Raw genomic sequence first — 25,824 nt, forward strand, 5'->3', positions numbered from 1 at the left:
CCACGGAGGAAGCCTTGACCGAAGAGACCGAGGACGTTTCCCGCCTGAGCATCTACGGCGACCTCGCCGACATCGAGTACCGCGGCAAGCGGCTCGAGGTGCCGCGCGGCACGACCGTCGCGCAGCTCATGGCGATGCACCCGTCCGAGCAGGATCACGAGATCGTGGGCGCGGTGGTCAACAACCGCGTCGTGTCGCTCGCGGCCGAGATCCTGCGCTCGGGCAGGGTCGAGCCGGTGCCGGTCTGGTCGCACCACGGCATGCGCATCTACCGCCGCCACCTCACGATGATGCTGTACGCCGCGTTCTACGAGCTCCACCCCGGGGCGACCATCCACGTGGGCCAGTCGATTTCCGAGGGGTACTACTTCGACGTGACGGGCGCGAAGGTCGACGCCGGTTTCCTCGCGACCCTCGCCGCCGCGATCCACGACACGGCGGCGAAGCGCCTGCCGTTCCGCTACCTGCGCGTGCCGGTCGAGGAGGCGCGGCGCCTGTTCGCCCGAAAGGGCGCGAACGTGAAGCGCAAGGTGCTCGACCTGTGGCCAACGTCCCACGTCGGGATCATGGGGCTCGGCGACTTCCTCGACTTCTGCCTCGGCCCGGTCGCGCCGCACACCGGCTTCTTCGACCAGTTCAAGCTCGTGCCGCTCGACGGCGACACGGGGTTCGTGCTCCAGTTCCCGGACCCGGGCGGCACGGAGGTGGTGCGCAACGAGGGGCCCCAGCCGAAGCTGTACGCCATGCACAAGATGGCGCGCGAGTGGAGCGAGCTGCTCGGCATCGCCCACGTCGGCGATCTGAACGAGGCGTGCATCGACGGCGGGATCCGCGAGGTGATCAAGGTCGCGGAGGGGCTGCACGAGAAGCGGATCTCCGACATCGCGGACGACATCCAGCTCAGCGGACGGCACCTGATCTTCGTGGCCGGGCCGTCGTCGGCCGGCAAGACGACGTTCGCGAAGCGCCTCTCGATCCAGCTCCGCGTGGCCGGGCTGCGCCCCGTGGCGTTGTCGCTCGACAACTATTACGTCGACCGCGAGAAGACCCCGCGCGACGAGAACGGCGAGTACGACTTCGAGGCGCTCCAGGCGATCGACCTCCCGCTCTTCAACGATCAGCTGCGCCGCCTCCTAAGGGGCGAGCGCGTGCCGACGCCCGAGTACAACTTCCAGACCGGCAAGCGCGAGTCCGAGAAGAGCTGGACGCCGATCCAGCTCCAGGACGATCAGGTGATCGTCTTCGAGGGGATCCACGGGCTCAACGACGCGCTCACGCCCGCGATACCGGCCGAGGAGAAGTTCCGCATCTACATCAACGCCCTGAACCCGCTCGGGATCGACGAGCACAACCGGCTGCACACCTCGGACACGCGGCTCATCCGGCGGATCGTCCGCGACCGCCACTACCGGGGCTACTCCGCCGCCCAGACGATCGCGTCGTGGCAGTCGGTGCGGCGCGGCGAGCGCCGGCACATCTTCCCGTTTCAGGAGTCGGCGGACGTGATCTTCGACACCTCGCTCATCTACGAGTTCTCCGTGCTCAAGGTGTTCGCGGACCGGTACCTCCTCGAGGTGCCGCGCGCCCACCCGTCGTTCGCGGACGCGTACCGGCTGCGCATGTTCCTCGCCTTGTTCGTGCCCGTGCTGCCCGGCGACGTGCCGAACACGTCGCTCATGCGCGAGTTCATCGGCGGGTCGTCCTTCTCTTACTGACAGGGAGGAGCGTTCGATGCGGGGGGAAAACGAGACGACGGGCCGGCCGGGCCCGATCAAGCTGTGGTGGATCGCAGCGCGGCCGTACTCGCTGTCCGCGTCCACGATGCCGGTGGTCTTCGGCACCGCCCTGGCGGTGACGATCGGCGGCGCGGAGATCCAGTGGCTGCGGTTCGCCGCGGCGTTCGTCGGCATGCTCCTGCTCCACCTCGGCGCGAACCTGATGAACGACGCGGTCGACTTCCGGCGCGGGGTCGACACGCGCGTGAACCCGGTGAGCGGCGCCGTGGTGCGCGGCTGGATCACCCCCTCCCAGGCCGGGCTCGCGGCGGCGCTGCTTTTCCTCCTCGGCGGGGCGATCGGCGCGTGGCTCGTGGCGGACGTCGGCAGGCCCGTCCTGTGGATAGGCCTCGTCGGCGTCGCAATCGGCCTCCTGTACTCGGCCGGGCGGTTCGGCCTGAAGTACCACGCCCTCGGCGATCTCGCGGTCTTCCTCGACTTCGGGATCCTCGGCGCCGCGGGCGCGTGGGCGGTCCAGACGGGCGAGCTGTCGTGGGTGCCTGCCGTGTGGGCGATCCCGATGTCGCTCCTCGTGATCGGCATCCTGCACGCGAACAACTGGCGCGACGTCGCGAGCGACGCGGCGGGCGGCGTGAAGACGATCGCGTCGCTGCTCGGCGACAGGCGCTCGGTGCACTACTACGCCTTCCTCCTGTTCGCGCCGTTCGCGATCGTGCTCGCCCTGATCGCCGGGAGCTGGCTCGGCGGCGTGGGCCCGCGGATGCCGCTCACGTTCCTCGTCACCTTCCTCGCGCTGCCGCTCGCGGTGCGGCTCATGCGGCGCAGCCTCGCCCGCAAGACGAGCCCGAACCCGCTCGAGTTCCTCGCCCTCGACGGCGCGACCGGGCAGCTCAACCTCGTGTTCGGGCTGCTCTCCACCGCCGCGCTCGGGCTTTCCGCCCTGTGCGGCTGAGCCGCGGGATCAGACCTCTGTTCCACCTGGGTTCCCTTCGGCGCTGAACCCTATCCTCCGGGCTGGGCGCGGCGAGGCGATTGCGAGCCCGCGAATGGCGGCGATGATCTCCTTGATAGAATCGTCGTGACCGTCGAGCCGTCGCTCGAGCTCGGAGAGTTTCCTCCCTATTTCGACGCCGGCGGACAACACCTCGCGCATCTTGACGAAGGCGCGCACGACGAAAATGCTCGTGCGGACGGCCTCCTCGCTGTTGAGGACATTGGCGGCCATGACCGCCCCGAGCTCGGTGAATGCCGTGGGCAGCACCGCGGAGTGCTTCAACATCCTGAACCGGTCGCATTTTGCGACCAGTTCGTCCCTCTCGGCCCGCGAGACAGCAAAGGCGAAATCGTCGGGGAAACGATGCCGGTTACGCTTGACCTGCTCGTTCAGTCGTTTAGTGGAGACACCGTAGAGCCGCGCGAGATCGGCATCCAATATCGCCCGTTTCTTCTGCAGCACTAAAATCAGATTCTCGACAAAATCATGGTCGGTACCGTCGTTTCTCTTTCGCATCGAATCCCTCCTCCTGGATCACCCACAGAACTGAATCGGCCGTTTCCGAGGAAGGTTGCGAAAAATCCGCGGTCGTGTCCGGCAAGTCGCGGAAGGGACGGGCGGCGGCGCCTCACTTCGGCGCGGGGATCAGGCTCGGCCTGCTGATCAGGTGCTCGACGTCGCCCACCTTCACGACCCTCGTTCGCGAGAACTGCTCCGCGAAGTCGTTCAGGAACAGCGACTTGCAGCAGTGGTTCCCCCACTGCTTCAGGACGTGGAAGAGCGTCATGCCGGTGGCGGCGAAGCCGGCCCGCGCATCCGCGCCGTCGTCCACGAGGCTATGGTAGCCGAGCTCGTCGAGCACCCGCCCGGCGATGCTCATCGTCTTCGCGGCGTGATCCTCGAGCAGCTCGCGCGCCGGCGTCGGGAACCTCCGCGAAAGGAGGTGCGCCCCGAGGATCGCGGGTCGATCCTCGACGGCGAACGCCACGAACTCCGTGTACAGCGCGAGGAACGACGGCAGGAGATCCCCGAGCCCCGCCTTGTCCTCGAACAGGGCGGAGTTGAGCCTCCGCATCTCCCGGATCCTCCGCGGCGGCAGGTGGATGAACGGCCTCGCGTGGATAACCGTGCGCTCGACGCCCGCGATCCTGCCCGTGTCGTCGACCTCGAAGGACAGGTACTCCTCGAGCGGCACGGAGATCACGAAGCAGGCGTCCTCCTCCCTCTCCCGGGAGAAGAGGTACTTCAACCCGCCCGCCTCGTACGACGGAAGCGCCGCGGTCCCGAGCCCGGGGAGCCTGTTGCCGAAGTTGGGGAGCCTGTTCAGGACGAACGTCCGCGTGGACCGCATCTTCCGCTCCAGCGAATCCACAAGAGCGATGGTCTCTTGGACGTCGGGGGGAAGAGGCACGGAATCGTCGTGCAACGTCCGCATCTTTCCGAGCATCACGCGGACGTAGGCGCCCCGGATCGCGTCGCGGCAGCACTCGACCTCGTGCAGCGCGAGCTGGAGCTGCGCGGTGTCGCTCTCCCCGGGGCGGGCGGATCTCGCGATCAACGCCTTGAAACCGGTGCCGTCCATGGTGGAAAATTACACCGGAGAATGGGATGCATCAACAACTCGGCGACGATTTCCCGACACCGGCAACTTGCACAGGCGGCGCGAATTTGGCTCTTCCCAATTCCGGGCCGGGCTCGTACCATCCCAACCCATGCTGCGCGTACGGTTTTGGGGGGTCCGAGGTTCCATCCCGACCCCCGGAAAAGACACGGTCGAAACGGGCGGCAACACGAGCTGCCTCGAGGTGCGGTGCGGCTCGCGCCTCGTCATCTTCGACGGCGGCACCGGGCTGCGCCTGCTCGGCAACGCGCTCATGAAGGAGCTCCCGGTGCACGCGGCGATGTTCTTCAGCCACGTCCACTGGGATCACATCCAGGGTTTCCCGTTCTTCACCCCGGCGTTCGTCCGAGGCTGCCGGTTCGACATCTACGGCGGCAAGAACCTCTCGTCGACCCTGTCCGAGACGCTCACCGGGCAGATGAACTTCCCGAACTTCCCGGTCACGCTCGACCAGATGGCCGCGACGATGGTGTTTCACGTGTTCGACGACGGGCAGATCGTGGATCTCGGCGACGGCGTCACCGTGCGCGGTCTCCTGCAGAACCACCCGGACGGCTCCTACGGCTACCGGCTCGAGTACGAGGGGAAGGCGATCGCGTACTGCACCGACACCGAGCACCGCGCCGAGCCGGACGCCCACGTGCTCGAGCTCGCGAAGGGGGCGGACGTCTTCATCTACGACGCGCAGTACACGCCGGACGAGTACGCGGGCGCCGTGGACAGGATCTCGAAGGTCGGCTGGGGCCACTCCACGTACGTGCAGGCGGCACAGCTCGCCCGGCTCTCGGGTGCGGCCCGCGTCGTGCTCTTCCACCACGATCCGTCCCAGAGCGACGCGGCCGTGGCCGAGAAGGAGCGCCTGTGCCGCGAGCTCTTCCCCCGTGCGGACGCGGCCCGCGAGGGGATGACGATCGAGCTGTAGCGCGATGGCCTACCTCGTACTGGCGCGCAAGTACCGGCCGCAGCGGCTCGACGAGGTCGTCGGCCAGGCCCACGTGACGCGGACGCTCGCGAACGCGATCCGCACCGATCGGGTGGCGCACGCGTTCGTCTTCTCCGGGGTGCGCGGCGTCGGCAAGACGTCGCTCGCGCGCATCCTCGCCAAGTCGCTCAACTGCGCGGCCGGCCCGACGATCGAGCCGTGCGGCACCTGCGACTCGTGCCGCTCGATCACGGCGGGCACGGCCGTGGACGTCATCGAGATCGACGGCGCCTCGAACAACTCGGTCGACGACATCCGCGAGCTGCGCGAGACCGTGCCGTATAGGCCGGCGATCGGCCGCTTCAAGATCTACGTCATCGACGAGGTCCACATGCTGTCGGTGAGCGCGTTCAACGCGCTGCTCAAGACGCTCGAGGAGCCGCCGCCGCACGTGAAGTTCATCTTCGCGACGACCGAGCCGCACAAGATCCCGGCGACTATCCTGTCGCGCTGCCAGCGGTACGACTTCCGGCGCATCCCGACCTCGGCGATCGTCGAGCGCGTCCGCTTCATCCTCGCCGCCGAGGGGATCCCGGCCGACGAGGGGGCGCTCGCGATCATCGGGCGCGAGGCAGAGGGGTCGATGCGCGACGCGCTGTCGGTGCTCGATCAGGTGCTCGCGGCCGGGAGCGACGGCGTGACCCAGGACGCGGTCGCGGAGCTGCTCGGCGTCGTGTCGCGGCAGGTGTACTACGACCTCACCGCCGCGGTGCTCGCCGAGGATCCGCGGCGCGCCCTCGAAATCGTGCGCGACGTGGACCTTCAGGGGTACGACACGACGACGTTCGCACGCGGCCTGCTCGAGCACCTGCGCAACCTGCTTGTGGCCGGCATCTGCGGCGGCGATCGGGAGCTGCTCGATCTGCCGGAGGACGAGATCGCGGAGCTCGCGGCCCAGGCGAGGTTGACCTCGGGCGACGCGCTGCACAGGCTGTTCAAGCACTTCGGCGAGGCGTACGAGGAGATCGCCCGCTCGTCGCAACCGCGCATCCTGCTCGAGGCGACGGTCGCGCGGCTCGCCCAGCTCGGGCGGCTCGTGCCCGCAGCCGAGCTCGTGGAGCGGCTCGAGGCGCTCGCGGCCGGCAGGCCCGGGCCCAAGGCCCCGGGCGGCGGCGGGCAGAGGCCCAAGACCCAGGCCAGGCCCTCCCCCGCGCCGTCCACTCGGTCCACCGCGTCCACTCCGTCCACTGCGTCCACTCCGTCCACTCCGCCCTCCGCTCCGCCCTCCAAGGCGTCGGGAACCGACGCCCTGCACGACGACGTCGCGTGGGCGAAGCTGCTCGAGGAGTTCGGGGCGGCGAGCCCGGCCAAGTCGTCGATCCTCGAGCGCTCCGAGCCGGGGCCCGAGAGCCGCGGCGATCTGCTCGTGCTCCTGTTCGACGAGCGCGACGGGTTCACGGCCGAGCGGGCCAAGGAGCAGGCGTTCTCGGGCGAGCTCAGGCGGTTCCTCCGCGAGCGGCTCGGGCGCGACGTGCGCCTCGACGTCCGGCTCTCGGATCTCGGCGGCCGCACGACCGTGGCGCGGGAGCGGCTCGCGCGGGAGGAGATGCTGCGCAACCGCGAGGACGAGGCGCGGGAGCACCCGGTGGTGCGCGGGGCGCTCTCGGCGTTCGGCGGTAGGATCGCGAAGATCGCGGTCGCGGGCGCCGCGCCCAAGCCGCCACGGGATTGAGCCGCCCGCGCGGGGCGTGTTAGGTTGGCCGGAAGAGGAGGATCACGAGCATGGCGAAGTCCAAGGGTGTCGCGTTTCGCGGCGGGTTGTCCGACCTGATGAAGCAGGCCCACAGGATCCAGGAGAAGCTCGAGAAGGTCAAAGAGGAGCTCAAGACCCAGACGTGGACCGCCGAGGCCGCGGGCGGCAAGATCAAGGTGACGATCAACGGCGCCAAGGAGATCACCGCGGTCGTCGTCGACAAGGATATCGTCAACCCCGAGGATCTCGAGACGCTGCAGGACGTCCTCGTCTCGGCCGTGAACGCCGCGATCAAGCTCGCCGACGATCAGATCAACGCGGCGACCGAGGCGATCACCGGGAACATCCGCATCCCCGGGATGCTGTAGCGCCCATGTCGGGCGCCATCGCCGAGCTCGCCGATCTGCTCGCCAGGCTGCCGGGCATCGGACGCAGGTCCGCGACCAGGCTCGCGTTCCACCTGCTCAAGGCGAACCCGGACTACGTGCGCCGGCTCGGCGAGAGCGTCGGCGCCCTGCACGATCGCGTCAAGCGGTGCGCGATCTGCGCGAACGTCGGCGACGACGATCCGTGCGCGATCTGCGCCGACGGGGGCCGCGCGGGCCGCGCGATCTGCGTGGTCGAGGGCGTGCCGGATCTCTGGGCGATCGAGGAGGCGGGCACGTTCCGCGGGCGGTACCACGTGCTCCACGGCCTGCTCAAGCCGATCGACGGGATCGGGCCGGCGGAGCTGAACCTCGCGACGCTCGCGGATCGCGTGGCGCGCGAGGGCGTCGACGAGGTGATCGTCGCGACGCGTCCGTCGGTCGAGGGCGAGGCGACGGCGCTGCTCGTCAAGCAGACGCTCGCCGGGCTCCGCGTGCGCGTCACGCGGATCGCCTCGGGCGTCCCGCACGGGAGCGAGCTCGAGTACGCGGACGGGCGCACGCTCATCCGCGCCCTCGACGACCGGAGGGAGCTGTGAGTATCCGCGCAGGGACGCGGATCGCCGCAATCGCCCTCCTCGCGCTCCTCGCCGCCGCGTGCGGGCCGGTGCCGCGGCCGGCCGACGCCTACGCGACCGCGCCGGATCTGCTCGCCGACATGCTCGCTTTGCGCGGCCGCGTGAAGTCGCTGCGCGCGTCGGGCCGCATCGATCACTTCGGCGAGCAAAGGGTGCAGGGCAAGATGCTCGCGTTCGCCGAGCCGCCGGACCGGCTGCGCGTGGATCTCGTCTCCCCCCTCGGATCCACGCTCGCGGTGCTCACGGTCGCGGCGGGCGCGTTCTCCATGTCCGACGAGCGCGAGGGCAGGTACTGGAACGGTCCCGCCGAGCCGTGCAACATCGCGCGCCTCATCCGGATCCCGCTCCCGGCCGAGGACGTCATCCGCGTGCTCGCGGGCTCGACCCCGCTCATCGAGGGGCCGAGCTCGGTGACGTGGGACGAGGCGGGCCACTACGACGTGCGGATAACGGGCGAGGGCGGCGCCTCGCAGCTCGTCGAGATCGGCCCGGATCGGGACGTGCTGCCGCTCATCCGCTCGCGCATCGTGCGGGACGGAGAGACCGTGCTCGACATCCGCGCCGATCGCTGGGGGAAGGCCGGCGACGCGCACGTGCCGTTCGAGATCCGCGCGGCGATGCCCCTCGAGAAGGAGGAGCTGCTCGTGCGCTACGACGAGGGCGGGGTCGAGACGAACGCCGAGATCCCGGCCGAGGCGTGGATCCACGTCTTCCCGGACGGCGCGGCGATCGAGCGGGTCGACTGCGAGTGACGATCAAAGGTGCCCGTCGACGGCGAGGATCGTGAAGATGATCATGTAGATGATCGTGCCGATCCCGCCGATGATCATCCCGAGGATCGCGAACACCTTGCCGGACTGGGTCCCCTTCGACTTGGCGATCTGGACCAGCCCCACGATCGACAGGATCATCCCCACGAGGGTGACGAAGAAGCTCAGGATGAAGCCGATGAGCGCGAGCTTGTTGAGTTTCATTTCGCGTCCTTTCGCTGGCCCCGCGCGGGGGCGCCGTGTTCCGATTGCTTGCCGAGAAGGCTACACCCAAACGCAAGGGAAAGGCAGCGGCTACTCCGTCGGCGGGCCGATCGTATCGAAGCGCATGAGGAAGATGTCGGTGTAACCGTCAAGCGGGAGCTCGACGTCGTCGTCGTGGCCGGAGGTGGCGACGAACGGGTCCCACTCGTAGGTCCCTGTAAACCACAGCGACTCGCCGCCGAGCTGCGCGCCGCCGAGGACGTAGTCGGTCCCTTCGCTGCCCATTCGGTGCATCCACTGGATCTCGCCTTCAGGGGAGAAGCTGACCAGCGCGACGTCCGCTGCGGCGAAGAAGCTGTCATCTGCGCCAGCAGAGGAGGTCATCGAGATCAGATCTCCGTCTGTCCCCTCGAACTCGAGGGTCCCCGCGAAGGGGAACGCGGCGATCATCCCCCCGTCCGGCATCGCGACGATCTTGAAGTTCGGTCCGCCATACTGCCCCACCGTCGCGATCTCGTACCACTCCAGCGCGCCGTCGTCGGCGCGGTACTCGGCCACGGCGATCCCCCAGCTGTCGGACCACACGCCATCGCCGTCGAGATCCGAGGGCAGGCCGAGATTCGCGTACAGGCCGATGTGACCGTCTTCCAGCAGCTCGATCCCAACGCCTCCAACGCCTTTGGCACCCAGGTCGTGCGCCCACTCAAGCGATCCGCTCGCGTCGTACCGAGCGAACGAGATGCAGAATGACGTGCCCGGATCGCCCGGCGGACAGTCCATCGCCGTCTCGTTCGGCTCGCCGATGCCGAACCGTTCGCCCAACTCGTACATGGTCGCAGCGATCACCGCTCCATCGGGGAGTGGAACGACGTTGTTTGCGCCGTACATCTGCATGTCGGCGCCGCCGATGCGCACCGCGCGCTCCGCGGTTCCGTCCTCGCCGAACCAGGCGAGGAACCCGTCCCAGTCGTCATCCGGATCCGAGGAGATCTCGGTCGCCTCGCCGGGCCAAGCCGTTCCCTTGAACAGGCCGCTCGCCAGAAGCCGGCCGTCCGCCAGAGCGTGAACGGTCCAACCCTCCATGGAGGCGGACCAGACCTCGCCCGACATCGGGATCCCGGTCGCCCACGACAGGTCGCCGTCCTCCTCGTACCGGGCGATGTAGGCGTTCCGGCGGTAGCCTTCCAACACCAACGTCGTTTCATTGGGCTCGCCCTCTCCGAGCACCAGTTCCTCCCAGTCGTGAAAACCGATAACGACTGCTGTCCCGTCGGCCAGCGCGACGACGTCCGTTGCGTGGGCGCTGGCGACGTTGACGCCGTACCCTCCGATCCGGCGCGCCCACTCGAGCGCGCCATCGGGTCCGTACCTCGCGATGAAGCCGTTCGACCAGTCGACCATCTGATCCGAGAAGACGGTCTCGTTCAATTCGTCTTCGCCGAAGACCGCCGATCGGAATACCTGCCCGACGACGAAGACCGAGCCGTCGGGGAGCGGCGCGATTGAGCTGCCCAGCTCCAGCAGTGTCCACCCGGGGTTTTCCTCGATGCCGCTGCCAGCGCGTGTGGCCCAGGCGAGCTTCCACCCGGGCATCTCGGTCGCGGTGGAATGAGATTCGGTGTCGGCGCCGCCGTCCGGAGAGCCCGCGTCGTCGAAGACCCGCGGAGCGCTCGTGCATCCGGCGAGCCAGAGACCGGCCAGCGACACCGCCATGACCTCGACAACCCGCATGAATCCACTCGCTTCCATCGTAACGCCCCATCGGGCCGCCCGCCACCGACGAGAAGCACGCGGACGGCCCGATTCGAGCCGATCGATCTCAGGCCGGCGGGCAACCGCCGTAATGGACCTCCACGTAGTAGTAGTAGCCACCGGTCCTGTAGCGCCACCGCACCATGTGATCGTCGTCTTCATCATCCCAGTCGTAGGTGAAGTTGCCGCCTGACATCACGAAACCCGAGTCCCCGAAAATGTAGTACTCGTACCCGCCGGATATCGCGCCGCAGTCCTCTTCATCCTCAATCCATCCAGAGGTTCCTGGCGGATGATACCGACCATCGTAGTAGGCGTCGCAGAAGTTGAAGCTGGCCGTGGACCGCGCGTACGCTTCGATCTGGTACGCGTTGTCCGGCTCGTCGCACCCCGGATCGTGATCGGCCGCGAAGAGGTTCCACCGAGAACACCGAGCCAAGCCGCCGTAGCAGTCCGTTCCGCCGTACTCGATCCAGCCGTAGTAGCTTCCGGCGATCGTGTAGGTCACCTGCGTCGGGGAGAGGTCGTCCCGCCACACCGTCACCGAATACGGAAACATGAGGTGGATGACGAGCCCCAGCGTACCCTCGCCGCCGACCGACTCGGCCCACATCTGCCCGCCGTACTCGTCGAGCCACACGTCCCACTCGGTCCCGAACTCGTCGACGTAGTTGTCGACCCTCTCCGCATACTCCTTGGCCAGCTCGGTGTCGACATTCCCCTCCGCGTCGACGTACGGCGTCTCGTCACCGGACACGACAGCGTCGTCGAGCTCCGTCCCGACCGCGAGCGCGCTCCACGTCGCGCAAGCGAGCGCGATGAGCACCTGAACCTTCACCCTGTGCTTCTGCATCTCACTCCTCCTTCAATCGGGCCCGTTCCTTCGGCCCTTTCACAGACGCGGCCCCCTGCCGCGCCGTGATCTCTCGCACCGGTTCGGACTGCGCTTTTTTCGTGAATATGAAGAGATCGGGCGGGATCGGGAGGCTACGAGATCGTCGGCCCCCCCCTCGGATCGCGAGGAGATCGACGCTCGGGCGCGCCGTCCCTGCTCGTGACGGCTGCCGCTCCCGGACGGATGATCGCGAAAATTCTCACGTGGCCCCCCAGAGATCCGATGTGTAGACTATCGATCTTGCCAGAATATGTGTCAAGCGTTACGTGCGTACGGGATCGAACGGCGGCGGCATTCGGGGTAAAACCCGCGGCGGCGGCTCTATCTTTCGATCTGCGACGCGGTGATCACGTTGCCGTCCGGGTCGAGGAACTTGAACATGCGCATCCCCTGCCCCTCGTCGCGGAAGTCGACGACGTCGCCCTTGAGGAAGACGCCGCTGCCCGCGAGGTACGCGCGGAACGCGTCCAGATCCGGCACGCGCAGGGTGACGAACTCGTTGCGGGGGAGCTCGCTTCCTGCGGCGATCCGGTTCAGCGCCACGAAGGAGTCCTTGACCCCGGGCACCGCGAGCTCGGCCCAGCCCTCGGACTCGTAGTCCTTGCGGAAGCCGAGCACCTCCGTGTAGAAGCGCAGCGCGCGATCCCAGTCCGTGACCCACAGGAACGTCAGCGCGTGATCGTACGTCGGTTTCATCTCCTCACCTCTCCTCGCTCTTCGGGCTCCCCTGTCCCCGTTATCTAGCACGGCGCGCGCCCTTGAACAGCCCGCAAGGTGCTGTTTTCCGCACGGTACGGATCAACGGGCGAGCTTCTCGCTCGCGATCCGGTTCAAGGAAACGTTGGCCTCGGCCGCCTCGATGGCGAGGCGCCGGTGTGTCTCCGGAGGGACGCGGACCTTGAACACTCCGCTGAATGCCCGCATGGCGAGCGGTTCGGGGGCGGGCGCTCCCTCCTCTTCGAGAACGGCGATCGCCTCCTCGGCCAAGCGCCGGATCCCCTGGAACGCCTCGTCCGGATCCTCGTCGAGCCAGCTCAGGCCCGGCATCTCCGCGCACGTGCCGACGTACTCCGCGTCCTCCTCGGACCACCGGACCCGGTAGGTGTACTTGTCGACGCACGCGTTTCGCTTCTTCTTCGATGCCATGATCAACCTTCCTTCTCCGCGATCGCCTTGAGCACCTGGCGCACCTGATACGGCTTCGCCATGCCGGCCGCGCCGCGCTGGATGTTGACGAGCGGTGCGCTGGCCACGCCGGTTCTGTAGATGCGATGGCTTGAGCCCCGCTGCCGGGCTTCGCCGAAGTGGAAGGCGCAGACCTTGCAGAGATCCTCGTACCGCACTCCTTGCGGATTGCCCGCCATCGCCGCGATCAGCTTTTCGACCCTGCTCGTCATCCCAATCCAAACGGTGTCATTAATGGCACCATACGTCAAGCGCCGGGAGGCCTGCCGGTCGCGCCGCATCGTCGCGGTTAGAAGAGGCTGGAAAGATCCTCCAGCAGCGAGCGCCGCAGAACGCGAGCGGAGATGCCCGCGGCCGCGCAGCCGCACGAGCCGTCGTCCGCGCCGGAGTCGTCCGCGTCCGCGTCGACATCCGTATCGACGTCCGTGTCGACATCCGTGTCCGAATCCGAGTCCGAATCCGAATCCGTATCCGCGTCGACGTCCGCGTCCGGGCCGACGCCGCCCAGCTCGTAGGCGCCGATGTCCGGCGCCGCCCCGACGTAGTGGTCGTTCACGCCCGGGATCGGCTCGCCCCGATCCACCGCCGCGCTCGACTCCTGCAGATCGTAGTCGCCGCCCGGGCCGTCGACGAACCCGGGCTCCGCGCCCAGGCAGTGCTCGCAGAGCCCGGTCCCGCCGTAGTACGCGTCCACGGAATCGTAGTGCGCGCCGTCGAAGGCGACGAGCCCGTCCCCGGTCGAGTGCAGGAGGTCGTAGTCCTGGTAGAACGGCTCGAGCCCGGTGTTTTCGTAATAGAACGCGTCGCCGGCGCCGACCCAGATGTTGTTCTTCAGGTGGACGGCGGTCCACCGCGAGTCGTCGGTGACGCCGAACGCGGCCTGCCCAGCCTCGTAGGTGACCGCCGTGTTGTGGTAGACGAACACGTCCCCCGACGGCCGCGGATCGTCCACGTTGAACTTGAGCGCCCGCGTCATCCAGTCCGAGCCCGGCGCCACGTTCCGCAGGTCCACCATCAGGTTGCGGACGACGTAGGTCGGGCCGGTCGCGGCCGGGGCCGCGGAGACGCCGCACAGCGATCGCTCGAACCGGTTCAGCGCGATGCGGACGTTGGAGCAATCGCCGTCGGTCTCGATGCCGTCGTCCCCGAGCCGGAAGAAGGTGTTGGCGAGGACGTCCGCGTTGTTCGGGCGGGCCATCGGCTGGTCGCCGCAGGCGCGCATGCCGTCGAACGAGTCGTGGACGTAGTTATGGTAGAAGACGATCCCCTGCCCGTCGTACTCGTCGTCCACGGCGAGCGCGCCGCTCTCCATGCCGCCCTGCGCCTTGACCGCCGCCCACGGGAACCCGGCGAGCCCGACGTCCGAGAACTCGTTGTCCGTCACCGCGAGATCGTCGACGTCGTTCTTCACCCAGATGCCGGGCATGACGTGCTCGAAAGCGCAGCCCGCGATCCACACGCCGTGCGAGCCGTCGCGCACCATGATCCCCTCGGAGTACTCCTCGCCGCCGTAGGCGCGGATGTGGAGATCGCGGATCACCACGTTCGGCGCGCCCTCCAGCCAGAACGCCCGGCCCAGGTCGGACACTTCGATCTCGTGGCCAGCGGGCGCCGCGTCCCCGGGGAGCCGGAGGTAGACCGTGTCACCGTCGAAGAAGAAGCCGCCGGCCGTGCCCTCCGTGAGCGCCTGAAGATCGGAGAGGCTCTCGTAGCGCCACAGCCGCACGTCGTCGACGGCCACGTACCGGGTCTGCGCGACCGGCGCGCTCCACACGCCGCCGCCCTCGTCCGCCCACGCGCTCGCCTCGCACAGCGCGGGGGAGGCCCCGGTCAGGACGACCTCGCCGTCCCCGGCCGCGCGGATCGTGAAAGGCGCGACGTCCGTCCCGCCGCCCGTGACCGTGACCTCCTCGTGATACTCGCCCGCGTGGATCAGCACGGTGTCCCCGGCCGACGCCGCCGCGACCGCCGCGGCCACGGTCGCGAACGGGTGCTCCTCGCTCCCGTCGGCGCCATCGTCGCCGTCGACCGCCACGTGGATCGCGCCGCCCGCGGACTCGGGGATCGCGAGCGACCGCGTGACGCCGTCCGCCGTGAGCACGCCGTTGGTCACGCCGTCCGGATCCGCGAGCGTCACCCGGAGCGCGTAGTCGGTTCCGTCCGGCAGGAAGAAGGCGCTGCCCACGAACCGCCCGTCACCCGCGCGCGACAGCGGGTGCGCAGCGGCGAAGCCGGCACCGTCCGCGTCGACCTCCAGCGCCGCGGTCGCGTCGCCGTCGGCGTCGCCCGTGTACGTGACCATGACGCCCGCGTTGTGGAACGTCGCGTGCGCCTCGATCGAGACCCCCGTGATCGCGTCCTGCGCGACCGCCGGCAGCGGCAGGAGAACCGCCGCGAGCAGCGGAACGAAAGCCAGTCGTTTGGAAATCATGAACGCCCCCTTTTGTCGGTAGATCCACATTCTGCACCGTGGAGACGAGCTCCGCGGTAAAAAAAACGACTGCGCCGAAAAGGGCCTCACCCGGCGGAAACACCGGCGGCCGTGCCTTCCGCCAGGCGCCACCGCCACCGCAAGACACGAAAACCCAGGTGGAACGAAGCGCGGTACCTGGCGCGGAGATTGCTCCCGAAGATTCCAGGAGGGCTTGCAATGGTTCAACCCGAGCTTGTTCCGCTCGAACATGTCGAGCGAGTCATCCTGGTTTTGCGCGGCCGTAAAGTGCTGCTCGATGAAGACTTGGCGTTCTTGTACGGGGTGGAGGTTAAAGTCCTCAACCAAGCCGTCAAACGGAATTCGGAGCGCTTCCCGGAAGACTTCATGTTTCATCTGACACCGGAGGAGGTCGATCGTCTAAGGTCACAAATTGTGACCTTAAAGACGGCGGGGCGCGGAACACACCGAAAATATTTGCCTTTCGCGTTCACCGAGCAAGGCGTCGCGATGCTGTCGAGCGTGCTGCGCAGCCCGCGCGCGGTGCAGGTGAACATCGAGATCATGCGGGCGTTCGTCCGCCTGCGGCAGATGCTCCTCGCGAACGCGGAGCTCGCAAAGAAGCTCACTGCGCACGAAAAGAAGTGTGACATCCAGTTCCGAGCCGTGTTCGACGCGATTCGCGAGCTTCGTGCTCCGCCCGTTCCCCCGAAGAAACCGATCGGATTCGACTCGACTCGCTAGCCACGCGACGGCTGCGCCGAAAAGGGCTCTGCCCTGGAGTCGAGGCCAACGGCCTTTCCGCCGCGAATGCGGCGTCATTCTTGCCGCGGGGCTCGCCCCCGCGGGGATCGGCTCAGCCGTCTCCGCCCTCTTCTTCCCCCTCCGCCTTGGGCGGCGGGATCGAGTCGCGGCGGCCGGTCTCGAGGAGCCACCTCGCGGCGCGGCGGGCCGGGCCGGAGCCGACGATGTACACGACGTCCTCCGGTGCGAGCGGCAGGTTCGGATCCGGCTCCTCGATGAGCGCCCCGGCCCTGCGGATCGACACGATGAGCGCGCCGGTCACCTCGCGCAGCTTGAGCCCCGCGATCGACTTGCCGCTCGCGAACGCCCCCTCCCGGACGAGGAACCGTTCTACCTTGAGCTCGGCGAGATCGTCCATCTCGCCGGCCCTCGAGCGCGGCACCGTGAGGCGCCTCGCGCTCGCGTGGGTCTTGGCCCGGACCTCGCGGATCCGCTCGTCGATGACGTTGCGCGCCACGCCGAGATCGCGCAACACGCGCACCACGATCTCGACCCCGGCCTCGACCTCCTGCACCACGACGTCGCTCGCACCGAGCGTCTTGAGCGTCCCGTGGTCCGAGAGGAACCGACACCGGAGAATGACCGGCGTCTCGGGCGCGTACAGCTTGATGGCGTTCACGGTGGTGCGGGCCGCGCGCGGATCGTTGATCACGACGACGACCTGCCGCGCGAACTCCACGCGGGCGTGGGCGAGCGCCTCCCGGCTCGTCGCGTCGCCGTAGTACACCGGCTCGTTGGCGTCGCGCGCGCGGCGCACGGTCTCGGCGTTCAGCTCGAGCGCGAGGTACGGGAAGCCGCTCTTGTTGAGCGCCTGCGCGAGGAGCTGGCCGGTGAACCCGTAGCCGACGATCACGACGTGCCCCTCGAGCCCCGTGTGCTCCTGCGCCGGCTCGTCGATGCCGCGCGCGCCCAGGGCCCGGGCCAGCGGCCGCAGGAGCGCCTCCCCGGCCGTGAGGTGCGGCGCCGCTCGGACCGCGAGCGGCGTCACGAACATGCTGATCACGCCGGCCGCGAGCACGATCGAGCTCTCCTCGGCCGTGGCGAGCCCGACCTTCTCGCCGAACTGGATGAGCACGAACCCGAACTCGCCGAACTGGGCGAGCCCGACGCCCGTGAGGAACGCCGCGCGCGCCGGGAACCGCATGAGGAGCGCGGTGAGCGCCGCGAGGATCCCCTTGCCGACGAGGAGCACGCCGAGCACGAGGCAGACCGCCCCCGGGTGCGCGAGGATCACCTTCGGCTCGAACAGCATGCCGAGCGAGACGAAGAAGATGCTCATCAGCACGTCGCGCATCGGCAGGACGTCGCTGAACGCGCGGTGCCCGTAATCGGTCTCGGCGATCACGAGACCGGCGAGGAACGCGCCGAGCTCGAGCGACAGCCCGGCCGCCGACGTGAGCCAGGCCGTGCCGCCGCACACGGCGAGCACCGCGAGCACGAACGTCTCCCGGTTGCGGCCCGCGTCGACGAGGGAGAAGAGGCGCGGCACGATCAGCTTCGAGAGGGCGATCGCCGCGACGACCATGGCGGCCGCCTTGCCGAGCGCGATCCCGACGTCGAGCAGCGCGCCGGCGTTCCCCGAGGAGCCCGACGTCGCGAGGATCGGGATGATGAGCACCATCGGCACGACGCAGAGGTCCTGGAACACGAGGGTTCCCATCACGAGCCGGCCATGCGGCGCGTCCACCTCGCCGCGCTCCGACAGCGCGCGCAGCACGATCGCGGTGCTCGACAGGGAGAGCGCGAAGCCGAACAGCAGCCCCTTCTGCACCGACAAGCCGAACGCCAGCGAGAGCAGCAGCACCGCGCCGACCGTGAGCGAGACCTGCAGGAGCCCGCCGAAGGCGACGAGCTTCCAGATGCGGCCGAGGCGCGACAGGGAGAACTCGAGGCCGATGGAGAACAGCAGGATCACCACGCCGACGTGAGCGAGGTTCTGGATGTTCTCGCTGCTGCCGACGAAGCCGAGCCCGAACGGGCCGATCAGCGCGCCCGCGGCGAGCAGCCCGGCGATCGACGGGAGGCGCAGCCGCTCGAACAGCACCGAGACCACGGCACCCACGCAGATGACGACGACGATGTTCTCGAGGATCCCCATCGCGCCCGTTCGCTAGCGCCGCATCGCGCCTTCGACTTCGGCGACCCTCTTGGGGATCGGCTTGCCGAGTACGCGGCAGCCCTGCGCTGTGACGAGGATGTCGTCTTCGATCCGCACGCCGCCGAAGCCGCGGTACTTCTCCACGGCCGCGTAGTCGATAAAGGCCGCGTGCCTCTTCTCGGCGGCCCACCTGTCGATGAGCGCCGGGATGAAGTAGATGCCGGGCTCCACGGTGAAGCAGAAGCCGGGCTCGAGCCTCTTGGCGAGCCGGAGGAACGCGAGGCCGAACTGCCCCGACCGCTTCTCGCCCCTCGGGTAGCCGACGACGTCGCCGAGATCCTCCATGTCGTGCACGTCGCCGCCGAGCATGTGACCGAGCCCATGGACGAAGAAGAGCGCGTGCGCGCCGGCCGCGACCGCTTCCTCCGGATCGCCGCGCATGATCCCGAGCTCGACGAGCCCCTTGGCCATCGTCTTCGCCGCGATGAAGTGCAGATCGCGGTTCGAGACGGCCGGCGAGGCGGCGGCGATCGCCGCGGTCTGCCCCGCGAGCACGGTCTCGTAGATCCCGCGCTGCTGCTCCGTGAACCTCCCCGAGACCGGGAAGGTCCGCGTGATGTCCGAGCAGTAGTAGCCGGGCGGCGCCTCGACGCCGCTGTCGATCACGAGGAGATCACCGTCGCGCATGACGTTTCGGTACACCTCGTTGTGGAGCACCTCGCCGTGGATCGACACGATCGGCGGGAACGACTGCGGCATGTCGTGGGAGAGCGCGACGCCCTGGATGGCGCCCGCCACGATCGCCTCGCGGATTCCCGGCCGGATCGTCCGCATCGCGACGTCGTACATCTCGGCGCTCACGGCGAGCGCCCGCTCGATCTCCGCCACCTCGGCGTCGGACTTGATCGACCGCTGTGCGGCCACCGCCATGGCGAGCTCGGGGCACGCGCCCTTCGCGACCTCTTCGCGCGGCACGCCGAGGCGAGCGGCGAGCAGGATCTCCTCGCCGCCTCGGTACGGCGGCAGGTAGCGGATCGCTTTGCCCCCCTTCTTGAGCGCGGCGAGCGCGGCCGGGAGCTCGTCGGTCGTCGCCGTGCGCTCGATCCCGGCGGCGTCCGCGTGGTCCGCCAGCACCGGGTGCGGGCCGTGCCAGACGAGATCGTCCGGATCCTCGGCCGGACCGTAGAGCGTCGTCTCTCCCCCCGGCGCGACCAGGAGCGCGAAGCCCGGCAGATCCGTGCCGGCGTAATAGAGGAACTGCGAGCTCTGGCGGAACGGGTAGCCGTTCGCCGCGTAGTTGCGCGGCACGTGCTCGTTGCCGGAGATGAGGATGGCCCCGTCCGGGACGGCGGCGCGGAGCTTCGCTCGTCTCTCTTGGAAGGTCTTCGCGTCCATGCTGGCTCCTTGGGTTCTATCCGACGGCCGGAAGTGTACCAGGAAGCGCGGGCGAGATATACCTGTGGGGCCATGACACGGTGCGCTCGTAAGACGATCGTCGCGGCCTTTGCGCTCGCCGCAGCCGCCCTCGCGGCCTCGTGCTTCACGACCGGCGAAGGCGCGAGCGAGGTCGGGAGCTCCGCGTGCAACTGTCCGCCCCTCACCGAGCCCGGCGGGCGCTCGGTCGAGGATGCCGCGCCCGCGAGCGGCGGCACGGTGACCATCGCGATCACGACGGAGCCGAGCACGCTTTTTTCCATGTACTCGGCGGACGCGACGGCCGAGCAGATCGCGGATCACGAGCTGATCGAGGCGCTCACCGTTCTCGATCCGGCGTCGGGCGAGGCGGAGCCCGAGCTCGCCGCGCGCTGGGAGAACGAGCCCGGCACCGGCCTGTACACGTTCCACCTCGTCGAGGGTGTGCGGTGGCACGACGGCGCGTCGTTCTCCTCCGCCGACGTCGTGTTCACGTTCGATCAGCTGCTCGATCCGGCGGGCGGCGCGCTGCTGCGCGCGGACTTCCTGGACGTCCGCGAGGTGGTCGGCGTCGACGACGTCACCGTGACCGTGCGGCTCGATCGCGACAGGCCGGATCTCCCGGTCGCCCTGTCGCGGATCCCGATCCTGCCCAGGCACGTCTTCGGCCAGGAGGCGGTCGCGACCCACCCCGCGGCGCGGGCGCCCGTCGGCACCGGGCCGTTCCGCTTCGCCTCCTGGGAGCGGGGCGAGCGGATCGTGCTCGTGCAAAACCCCGAGTTCCGCGGCGCGGCCCCGCGGGTCGACCGCGTCGTCTACCGCCTCGTGCCCGAGCGGCACGTCGCGCTCGATCTCTTCCGCGGCGGCGAGGTGGACGTCGTGCCCGGCATCGGCGGCGCCCGCCTGGACGCCAAGGCGCTCTCCGCCGGCCGCCGTGTCGCGTACCCGCTCGAGTCGTTCGTCGGGATCGTCTACAACGCGGCGAGCCCTCAGTTCCGCGACGCCGCGACCCGACGCGCTTTGGGCCTCCTCCTCGATCGCGAGGCGATCCGGTGCTCGGTGCTGCGCTGCCTCGCCGAGATCGCGCTCGATCCGTGGCCGCGGCCGCGCGACGGCGCCCCCGGTGCGACCGCGAGCGCCTACGATCCGGTTGCGGCGCGGCGCCAGCTCGACGCCGCGGGGTGGCGCGACGGGGACGGCGACGGCGTGCGCGAGCGGGACGGCACGAAGCTCGCCTTTCGGCTGCTCGTGCCGGACACGGATCGCGACGCGCGGAGGTGGATCACGCTGTTCGAGGCCGATCTCGAGACGGCGGGGATCGCGACCCGCGTCGCGGCCCTCGGGTGGGGCGCCTACACGAGTAGGTTGCGCGCGCACAGGTTCGACGCCGCCGTCGTGACGTTCTCCAACTCGCGGCCGTTCGATCCGCGCCCGCTGTTCCACTCGGCCGAGGCGTCGGGCCTCAACTTCGGCGCGTTCGCGGAACGGGAGATCGACGCGGTGCTCGACGAGCTGTCGGCCGCGACGGCGCCCGAGAAGCGGGCCGAGATCGAGGCCCGGCTGACCCGGCTCCTCGGCGAGACCCAGCCGATGACGATAGCCTTCAGGCCTGCCGAGGCGATGCTCGTCCGCGACACCGTGCGCGGCGTGCGCATCCGCGGCGAGCGGCTCGACGAGCGCGCGTTGTGGATCGATCCGTCGAAGAGGGACCGCCCGTGATCCGGTTCGCGTTCCGCCGCCTGCTCGCCATGGTGCCGACGGTGCTCGGCATCTCGCTCGTGACGTTCGTGCTCGTGAACCTCGCGGTGGGCAACCCGGACACCTCGGGCGCCGGCGGCAGCGCTCTCGACGGCGAGACGGCCGAGGAGCAGGGGCGGACGTACGGCCTGCACCTGCCGCTCTTCGTCAACCTCTCCATCGAGGACGCGCGGACCCGAACGGAGAGCGACATCCGAAAGCTCGGGGACCCCAAGAAGCGGGAGCCCGCGATCCGCTCGCTCGCCCGGACCGGCGGGGCGGCTTTGCCGTACCTCGCCGACGCGCTCCCGAGGCTCAAGGGCGAGAGCCTCGCGGCCGCGCTCGAGGTGCTCGAGGCCGTGGCCCCGCACCTCGGCCTCGCGGACGCGGTCGCCGCGGCGCCCGACAAGGCCGCGTTCTGGATCCGTTACTTCGACGTGTACGGCTCCGATTTCACGACGGTGCGCGCGTCGCGCCTGGTGCGGCGCTACGTGCGCCGGGACGACCGCCTCGCCCTCGCGGAGCTCACGCGGCTCGACACGTTCTGCCTGCCGGCGCTCATGGCGGCGATCGCCGAGGATCACCCGGCGGCCACCTCGGCGCGCCTCGTCGCCCTCGCGTCGGCGATCACCGGCCGGGAGGATCCGCTGGATCCGAGGGCGCCGGCCGCGGCGCGCGAGCAGGTGCTCGACAGGTGGGGCGAGTGGTGGAGCCGAAGGTACGATCTGTACACCGCGTTCGAGGGGTGGCAGCGCGTGACGGGCGCCGTGACCGAGACGCGCTACTTCTGGTGGCTCAGCCGCGTCGTCACCTTCGACTTCGGCGTGTCGGTCCGCGACGGGCAGCCGATCCGGGACAAGATCCTCGAGCGCGCGCCTGTCACCCTCCTCCTCTCGTTCCTCGCCCTGCTCGCGGCCTACTGCGTCGCGATCCCGCTCGGCACGTTCTCCGCGTTCCGCCGCGACTCGCGGTTCGACCGCACGGCGACCATCGCCCTGTTCGTGGTCTACTCGCTGCCGGCGTTCTGGATCGCCATGCTGCTCCTCAGGTACACGGGCGGCATGGGGCACCTCGAATGGTTCCCCTCCCAGGGGCTCTCGAGCCCGGGCGCGGACGCCTGGCCGCTGGCGGAGCGCGTCGCGGACACGGCGCACCACCTCGTGCTCCCGGTCCTCTGCCTCTCGTTCGTCTCCATGGCGATGCTCGCGCGCTACCAGCGCGTCGGCATGCTGCGGGTCATCGAGCAGGATTTCATGCGCACGGCCCGTGCCAAGGGGCTGTCCCAGCGGCAGGCGATCCTCCGCCACGGCCTGCGCAACGGCCTCATCCCGGTCGTGACCGCGCTCGGCGCCCAGCTTCCGTTCCTGATCAGCGGCTCGGTGGTCATCGAGCGGATCTTCGGGATCCACGGCATGGGCTTCGAGACGTTCGAGGCGATCCGCGTGAGCGATCACGCCTGGCTCGTCGCCGTGGTCACGGTGACCGCGATCCTGACGATCCTCGGCATGCTGCTCGCGGACGTCGTGTACGCGGTCGTCGATCCGCGGATCGTGCCCGGGCGGCGCGGCGGGAGGGGCGCATGACGGGCGGGCGCGACCGGGGCCCGCGGCGCGTGGGCTGGGTGCGGGAGAGCCTCGAGCGCTACTTCTCCCGGCCGACGAACGTGATCGCGCTGGGATTCCTCCTGCTCGTCGCGGCGATCGCGCTCGGCGCGGACTTCCTCGCGTCGGACAAGCCGATCGCCTGCCACCTGGGCGGGCGGCTCTACCTGTTCCCCAACCTCGTCGAGCACGAGGAGCTCGCGGACCTGGACAACCAGGCGATCGAGGCCGAGATCGCGCGCCGGGGCGGGTTCGCGGTGCTGCCGCCCATCCCCTACGGCCCGAACCAGGTGAAGGTGCTCGGGGGCGTGGGCTGGCTCGAGGCGCCGAGCGCCTACCACCTGCTCGGCACCGACGACAGCGGCCGCGACGTGTTCGCCCGCCTCGTCCACGGAACCCGCTCGGCCGGGCTCGTCGGCGTTGGCTCGATGATCCTGTCGACCCTCCTCGGCGTGCTGCTCGGCGCCCTCGCCGCCTACTTCGGCGGGTTCGCCGACCGCCTCGTGCGCATGCTCGTCGAGTCGCTCAGCGCGTTCCCGGCGTTCTTCCTCATCCTCGCCGTCCAGGGGCTGCTCGGCGTCGCGAGCCCGCTGCAGCTCATGATCGTCATCGCGGCGACGCGCTTCACCGACGTGGCACAGGTGACCCGCGCCGAGGTGCTGCGCACGGTCAACGAGGAGTACGTCGACGCGGCCCGCGCGCTCGGGCTCAACCACGCGCAGATCCTGTTCCGCCACGTGCTGCCCGGCGCGTTCGGCCCGGTGATCGTCTCCGCGACGTTCGGCGTGGCGGGCGCTATCCTGATCGAGTCCACGCTGTCGTTCCTCGGCTACGGCGTGCTCCCCCCGACCGCGAGCTGGGGCCAGCTGCTCGCGGACGCGTTCGACAACGACGGCTGCTACTGGCTCGTGGTCTTCCCCGGCGTCCTCCTCACCGCGACCGTGCTGTGCGTGAACCTGGTCGGCGAGGGGCTGCGCGAGTCCGTGGACCCGGGGGAGTGAGGCTCGCGTTTTCGTGAGCCGCCCGTTTCGGGCCGAAACACTTCAGCTGACACGATCCCCGATCCCCGCGGCCTATCGCACGAGCAGGATGGCGTAGCGGTTCTGTAGGTCGTCGATCGAGGTCTTCACCTCGATCGGGAGGCCGACGCTGCGGGCCGTCGAGAACACGTCCACCGCGAACGCCTCGGGCGTAGGCCGTGCGAGCGCGGGCTGGGCGCACTCGGCGCGCGTCGGGGCGCACTTGGCGCAGAGGTGGCAGGTCGCGAACACGAGGACGAACGCCCGCTCGTACCCGGCGAGGAACACGTCGCGCTCGAGCGCGAGGAGGTCGCGCGTCTGCTCCATCGACCACCTGCGGCGCTCGATCTTGTCCGCGCACCGCGTCTCGAAATGGAGCAACGCGCCGAGCTCGTACCCGTCGAAGAACGCGCGGCACTCGGCCACGCTCGGCACGTTCGGCGGGCAGCACGCGCCCTTCGCGTAGCCGCCGCAGCCGAACCGGCACTTCATCCGCACCCACTCGGCGACGGCGATCCTCTTCGGATCGAGCCAGCGGGAGTCCGCGACGCCCCGCGCGGCGAGGAGCCCGCCGACGAGCTTTCGGTCCTTGGCGAAGGTCGGTTTCGTCATGCCGCGATGATGCGCCGCTTCGGCCGCGGCGTCCACGGGTTCGGCCTCGCGGATCTACGAGCCGAACGCCTTCGCGGCTTCCAACGACATGTTCCGCGACAGAGCCCGCCCCCTCAGGCTTTCCCTCGTTTCCAACGGGGCTTCTCCGAGGAAAGCCTCCGCCGCGCGGCGATGAGGCTCCTGGCGCAGGTGGATCCGCCGCATTTGTGGGAAAGAAAGAGAGAAAAAGAGGGGTCAAACCTTATCACTTGTCACTTGGCGCTGGCCGTGTTAGTCAAAAAAGAGGGGTCAAACCTTATCACTTGTCACTTGGCGCTGGCCGTGTTAGCGGTTCCCCATGGCGCGCAAACCGCGGCTCGACTTCCCGGGAGCCTGGCACCACGTGATGCACCGCGGCGCGCGACGGGCGCCGATCTTCCGCGACGACGGCGACTGCGTGCGCTTCCTCGGAATCCTGGAGGACTGTCTGCACCGGTTCGGCATCGAGGTCCACGCGTACGCGCTGATGCCCAACCACTACCACCTCCTCCTTCGCTCGGTCCGCGGCAACCTCTCCCGGGCGATGCGGCACCTGAACGGCGTTTACACCCAGGCGTCGAACCGGGCCCGGCGCTGGGACGGCCCCTTGTTCCGCGGGCGCTTCCACAGCCAATCGCTCGTCAGCGAGGCGCAGCTGCCATACGTGCTGGCGTACATCCACCTGAACCCATTGCGCGCCAACTTGGTGACCCGGCTGACGTCGGACTGCTGGACGAGCCACCTGGCGTACACGGGCAGACAGTCCGCTCCCGAGTGGCTCTCGCGCGGCTTCTTTCTCTCGCTGTTCGGTGACAGCGAACGGCTGCACGAGTACGTGCTGGACCTGCACCGCGGTCGGCTGTCCTGGCCCGAGCGGATGGCGCTCGACACGGGCTTCCTGCCGACGCTCGAGACGGCTTTGAGTGAACGGCGCGCCGGAGACTCGGCGAGGCGGCTAAAAACCGGGAACGAAGTGCTGGAGGCGGTGCGCCGCGCGACCGGTGCAAGCCTCGCAGAGATACGGACGGCGCGGATGGGTCCGCGGGCGAACCCGGCGCGGCGGTTCGCGGCGTGGGCGTTGGCCCACCGCACGGACCTGACCCGGCGAGAGATCGGCCGGCTGCTGAACATGACCACTCGACAGGTGCACAACGTGGTCAACCGATGGTCGGAGAAAGACGCTCGGCTCACCCGCTGGCGCGCCGAGCTGGACGTAGAAGAAGTAAGTGAATAGTGAACACTCTTGACCCCATTTC

At 69.1% G+C, this 25,824-nt stretch carries 24 protein-coding genes; 12 read left to right on the plus strand and 12 right to left on the minus strand.

Annotation, left to right across the window (positions count from 1 at the left end; translation table 11 throughout):
- Positions 1 to 14 precede the first annotated feature (14 nt).
- Together M0R80_16010 and M0R80_16015 are read left to right on the plus strand one after the other, a co-directional pair.
- Positions 15 to 1,715, plus strand: a complete 1,701-nt coding sequence (locus M0R80_16010; GenBank protein ID MCK9461137.1) for a nucleoside kinase — start codon at positions 15 to 17, stop codon at positions 1,713 to 1,715.
- Positions 1,716 to 1,731: 16 nt separating this feature from the next.
- A complete protein-coding gene (locus tag M0R80_16015) occupies positions 1,732 to 2,688 on the plus strand; it encodes a prenyltransferase (protein MCK9461138.1) in 957 nt (318 codons plus the stop codon).
- Between the two features lie 9 nt (positions 2,689 to 2,697).
- On the opposite strand, the gene M0R80_16020 is transcribed toward M0R80_16015, so the two are convergent.
- Together M0R80_16020 and M0R80_16025 are read right to left on the minus strand one after the other, a co-directional pair.
- Positions 2,698 to 3,246, minus strand: coding sequence for an ORF6N domain-containing protein (locus M0R80_16020; protein ID MCK9461139.1), 549 nt, complete (start codon positions 3,244 to 3,246; stop codon positions 2,698 to 2,700).
- Between the two features lie 112 nt (positions 3,247 to 3,358).
- Entirely contained in the window at positions 3,359 to 4,312 is a 954-nt protein-coding gene (locus tag M0R80_16025) for a hypothetical protein (GenBank protein MCK9461140.1), read from the minus strand.
- A gap of 133 nt (positions 4,313 to 4,445) precedes the next feature.
- On the opposite strand from M0R80_16025, the gene M0R80_16030 reads away from it, so the two are divergent.
- Genes M0R80_16030 through M0R80_16050 form a run of 5 tightly spaced genes read left to right on the plus strand, consistent with a single transcriptional unit; the run spans position 4,446 to position 8,781 of the window.
- Positions 4,446 to 5,273 (plus strand): MBL fold metallo-hydrolase, encoded by an 828-nt coding sequence (locus M0R80_16030; GenBank protein ID MCK9461141.1) that lies wholly within the window; start codon positions 4,446 to 4,448, stop codon positions 5,271 to 5,273.
- Between the two features lie 4 nt (positions 5,274 to 5,277).
- Positions 5,278 to 7,005, plus strand: a complete 1,728-nt coding sequence (gene dnaX / locus M0R80_16035) for a DNA polymerase III subunit gamma/tau (protein ID MCK9461142.1) — start codon at positions 5,278 to 5,280, stop codon at positions 7,003 to 7,005.
- Positions 7,006 to 7,055: 50 nt separating this feature from the next.
- Positions 7,056 to 7,394 (plus strand): YbaB/EbfC family nucleoid-associated protein, encoded by a 339-nt coding sequence (locus tag M0R80_16040; GenBank protein MCK9461143.1) that lies wholly within the window; start codon positions 7,056 to 7,058, stop codon positions 7,392 to 7,394.
- A 5-nt stretch (positions 7,395 to 7,399) separates the two neighbouring features.
- Positions 7,400 to 7,990 carry a recombination mediator RecR gene (recR, locus tag M0R80_16045; GenBank protein MCK9461144.1) on the plus strand — a complete coding sequence of 197 codons (591 nt, stop codon included), beginning with the start codon at positions 7,400 to 7,402 and terminating at the stop codon, positions 7,988 to 7,990.
- Entirely contained in the window at positions 7,987 to 8,781 is a 795-nt protein-coding gene (locus M0R80_16050) for a hypothetical protein (GenBank protein ID MCK9461145.1), read from the plus strand. Before recR ends, M0R80_16050 begins: the two co-directional genes overlap by 4 nt.
- Before the next feature lie 3 nt (positions 8,782 to 8,784).
- Here M0R80_16050 and M0R80_16055 read toward each other — a convergent pair whose 3' ends face one another.
- The 7 genes from M0R80_16055 to M0R80_16085 form a co-directional block, all read right to left on the minus strand.
- The gene (locus M0R80_16055; protein MCK9461146.1) at positions 8,785 to 9,003 is read right to left on the minus strand and encodes a hypothetical protein; all 219 of its coding nucleotides are present in this window, start codon (positions 9,001 to 9,003) and stop codon (positions 8,785 to 8,787) included.
- Positions 9,004 to 9,093: 90 nt separating this feature from the next.
- Positions 9,094 to 10,752, minus strand: coding sequence for a hypothetical protein (locus M0R80_16060; GenBank protein ID MCK9461147.1), 1,659 nt, complete (start codon positions 10,750 to 10,752; stop codon positions 9,094 to 9,096).
- A gap of 70 nt (positions 10,753 to 10,822) precedes the next feature.
- Positions 10,823 to 11,608: a hypothetical protein gene (locus M0R80_16065; GenBank protein ID MCK9461148.1), complete on the minus strand. Its 786-nt coding sequence runs from the start codon at positions 11,606 to 11,608 to the stop codon at positions 10,823 to 10,825.
- A gap of 363 nt (positions 11,609 to 11,971) precedes the next feature.
- Positions 11,972 to 12,346 (minus strand): VOC family protein, encoded by a 375-nt coding sequence (locus M0R80_16070; GenBank protein MCK9461149.1) that lies wholly within the window; start codon positions 12,344 to 12,346, stop codon positions 11,972 to 11,974.
- Between the two features lie 102 nt (positions 12,347 to 12,448).
- Positions 12,449 to 12,796 carry a type II toxin-antitoxin system HicB family antitoxin gene (locus M0R80_16075; GenBank protein ID MCK9461150.1) on the minus strand — a complete coding sequence of 116 codons (348 nt, stop codon included), beginning with the start codon at positions 12,794 to 12,796 and terminating at the stop codon, positions 12,449 to 12,451.
- A 2-nt stretch (positions 12,797 to 12,798) separates the two neighbouring features.
- Positions 12,799 to 13,047, minus strand: coding sequence for a toxin HicA (locus tag M0R80_16080; protein MCK9461151.1), 249 nt, complete (start codon positions 13,045 to 13,047; stop codon positions 12,799 to 12,801).
- Between the two features lie 77 nt (positions 13,048 to 13,124).
- On the minus strand, positions 13,125 to 15,266 hold the full coding sequence (locus M0R80_16085) for a right-handed parallel beta-helix repeat-containing protein (protein MCK9461152.1): 2,142 nt from the start codon (positions 15,264 to 15,266) through the stop codon (positions 13,125 to 13,127).
- A gap of 219 nt (positions 15,267 to 15,485) precedes the next feature.
- Here M0R80_16085 and M0R80_16090 point away from each other — a divergent pair, with 219 nt between their 5' ends.
- Complete coding sequence (locus M0R80_16090; GenBank protein ID MCK9461153.1) at positions 15,486 to 16,010, plus strand: ORF6N domain-containing protein; 525 nt, start codon at positions 15,486 to 15,488, stop codon at positions 16,008 to 16,010.
- A 112-nt stretch (positions 16,011 to 16,122) separates the two neighbouring features.
- On the opposite strand, the gene M0R80_16095 is transcribed toward M0R80_16090, so the two are convergent.
- Together M0R80_16095 and M0R80_16100 are read right to left on the minus strand one after the other, a co-directional pair.
- On the minus strand, positions 16,123 to 18,168 hold the full coding sequence (locus tag M0R80_16095) for a cation:proton antiporter (GenBank protein ID MCK9461154.1): 2,046 nt from the start codon (positions 18,166 to 18,168) through the stop codon (positions 16,123 to 16,125).
- Positions 18,169 to 18,180: 12 nt separating this feature from the next.
- Positions 18,181 to 19,563: an aminopeptidase P family protein gene (locus M0R80_16100; protein MCK9461155.1), complete on the minus strand. Its 1,383-nt coding sequence runs from the start codon at positions 19,561 to 19,563 to the stop codon at positions 18,181 to 18,183.
- 72 nt (positions 19,564 to 19,635) lie between these two features.
- On the opposite strand from M0R80_16100, the gene M0R80_16105 reads away from it, so the two are divergent.
- Genes M0R80_16105 through M0R80_16115 form a run of 3 tightly spaced genes read left to right on the plus strand, consistent with a single transcriptional unit; the run spans position 19,636 to position 23,920 of the window.
- Positions 19,636 to 21,300: an ABC transporter substrate-binding protein gene (locus M0R80_16105; protein ID MCK9461156.1), complete on the plus strand. Its 1,665-nt coding sequence runs from the start codon at positions 19,636 to 19,638 to the stop codon at positions 21,298 to 21,300.
- Positions 21,267 to 22,901 (plus strand): ABC transporter permease, encoded by a 1,635-nt coding sequence (locus M0R80_16110; GenBank protein MCK9461157.1) that lies wholly within the window; start codon positions 21,267 to 21,269, stop codon positions 22,899 to 22,901. Before M0R80_16105 ends, M0R80_16110 begins: the two co-directional genes overlap by 34 nt.
- A complete protein-coding gene (locus tag M0R80_16115) occupies positions 22,898 to 23,920 on the plus strand; it encodes an ABC transporter permease (GenBank protein ID MCK9461158.1) in 1,023 nt (340 codons plus the stop codon). The genes M0R80_16110 and M0R80_16115 overlap by 4 nt, the downstream gene beginning before the upstream one ends.
- 72 nt (positions 23,921 to 23,992) lie before the next feature.
- Here the strand turns inward: M0R80_16115 and M0R80_16120 are convergent, their stop codons facing one another.
- Positions 23,993 to 24,550 carry a DUF2284 domain-containing protein gene (locus M0R80_16120; GenBank protein ID MCK9461159.1) on the minus strand — a complete coding sequence of 186 codons (558 nt, stop codon included), beginning with the start codon at positions 24,548 to 24,550 and terminating at the stop codon, positions 23,993 to 23,995.
- A 337-nt stretch (positions 24,551 to 24,887) separates the two neighbouring features.
- Here M0R80_16120 and M0R80_16125 point away from each other — a divergent pair, with 337 nt between their 5' ends.
- Complete coding sequence (locus M0R80_16125; protein ID MCK9461160.1) at positions 24,888 to 25,802, plus strand: transposase; 915 nt, start codon at positions 24,888 to 24,890, stop codon at positions 25,800 to 25,802.
- The last annotated feature ends 22 nt before the right edge of the window (positions 25,803 to 25,824 follow it).

This window comes from Pseudomonadota bacterium (genome assembly GCA_023229365.1).
GTDB lineage: Bacteria > Myxococcota_A > Polyangia > JAAYKL01 > JAAYKL01 > JALNZK01.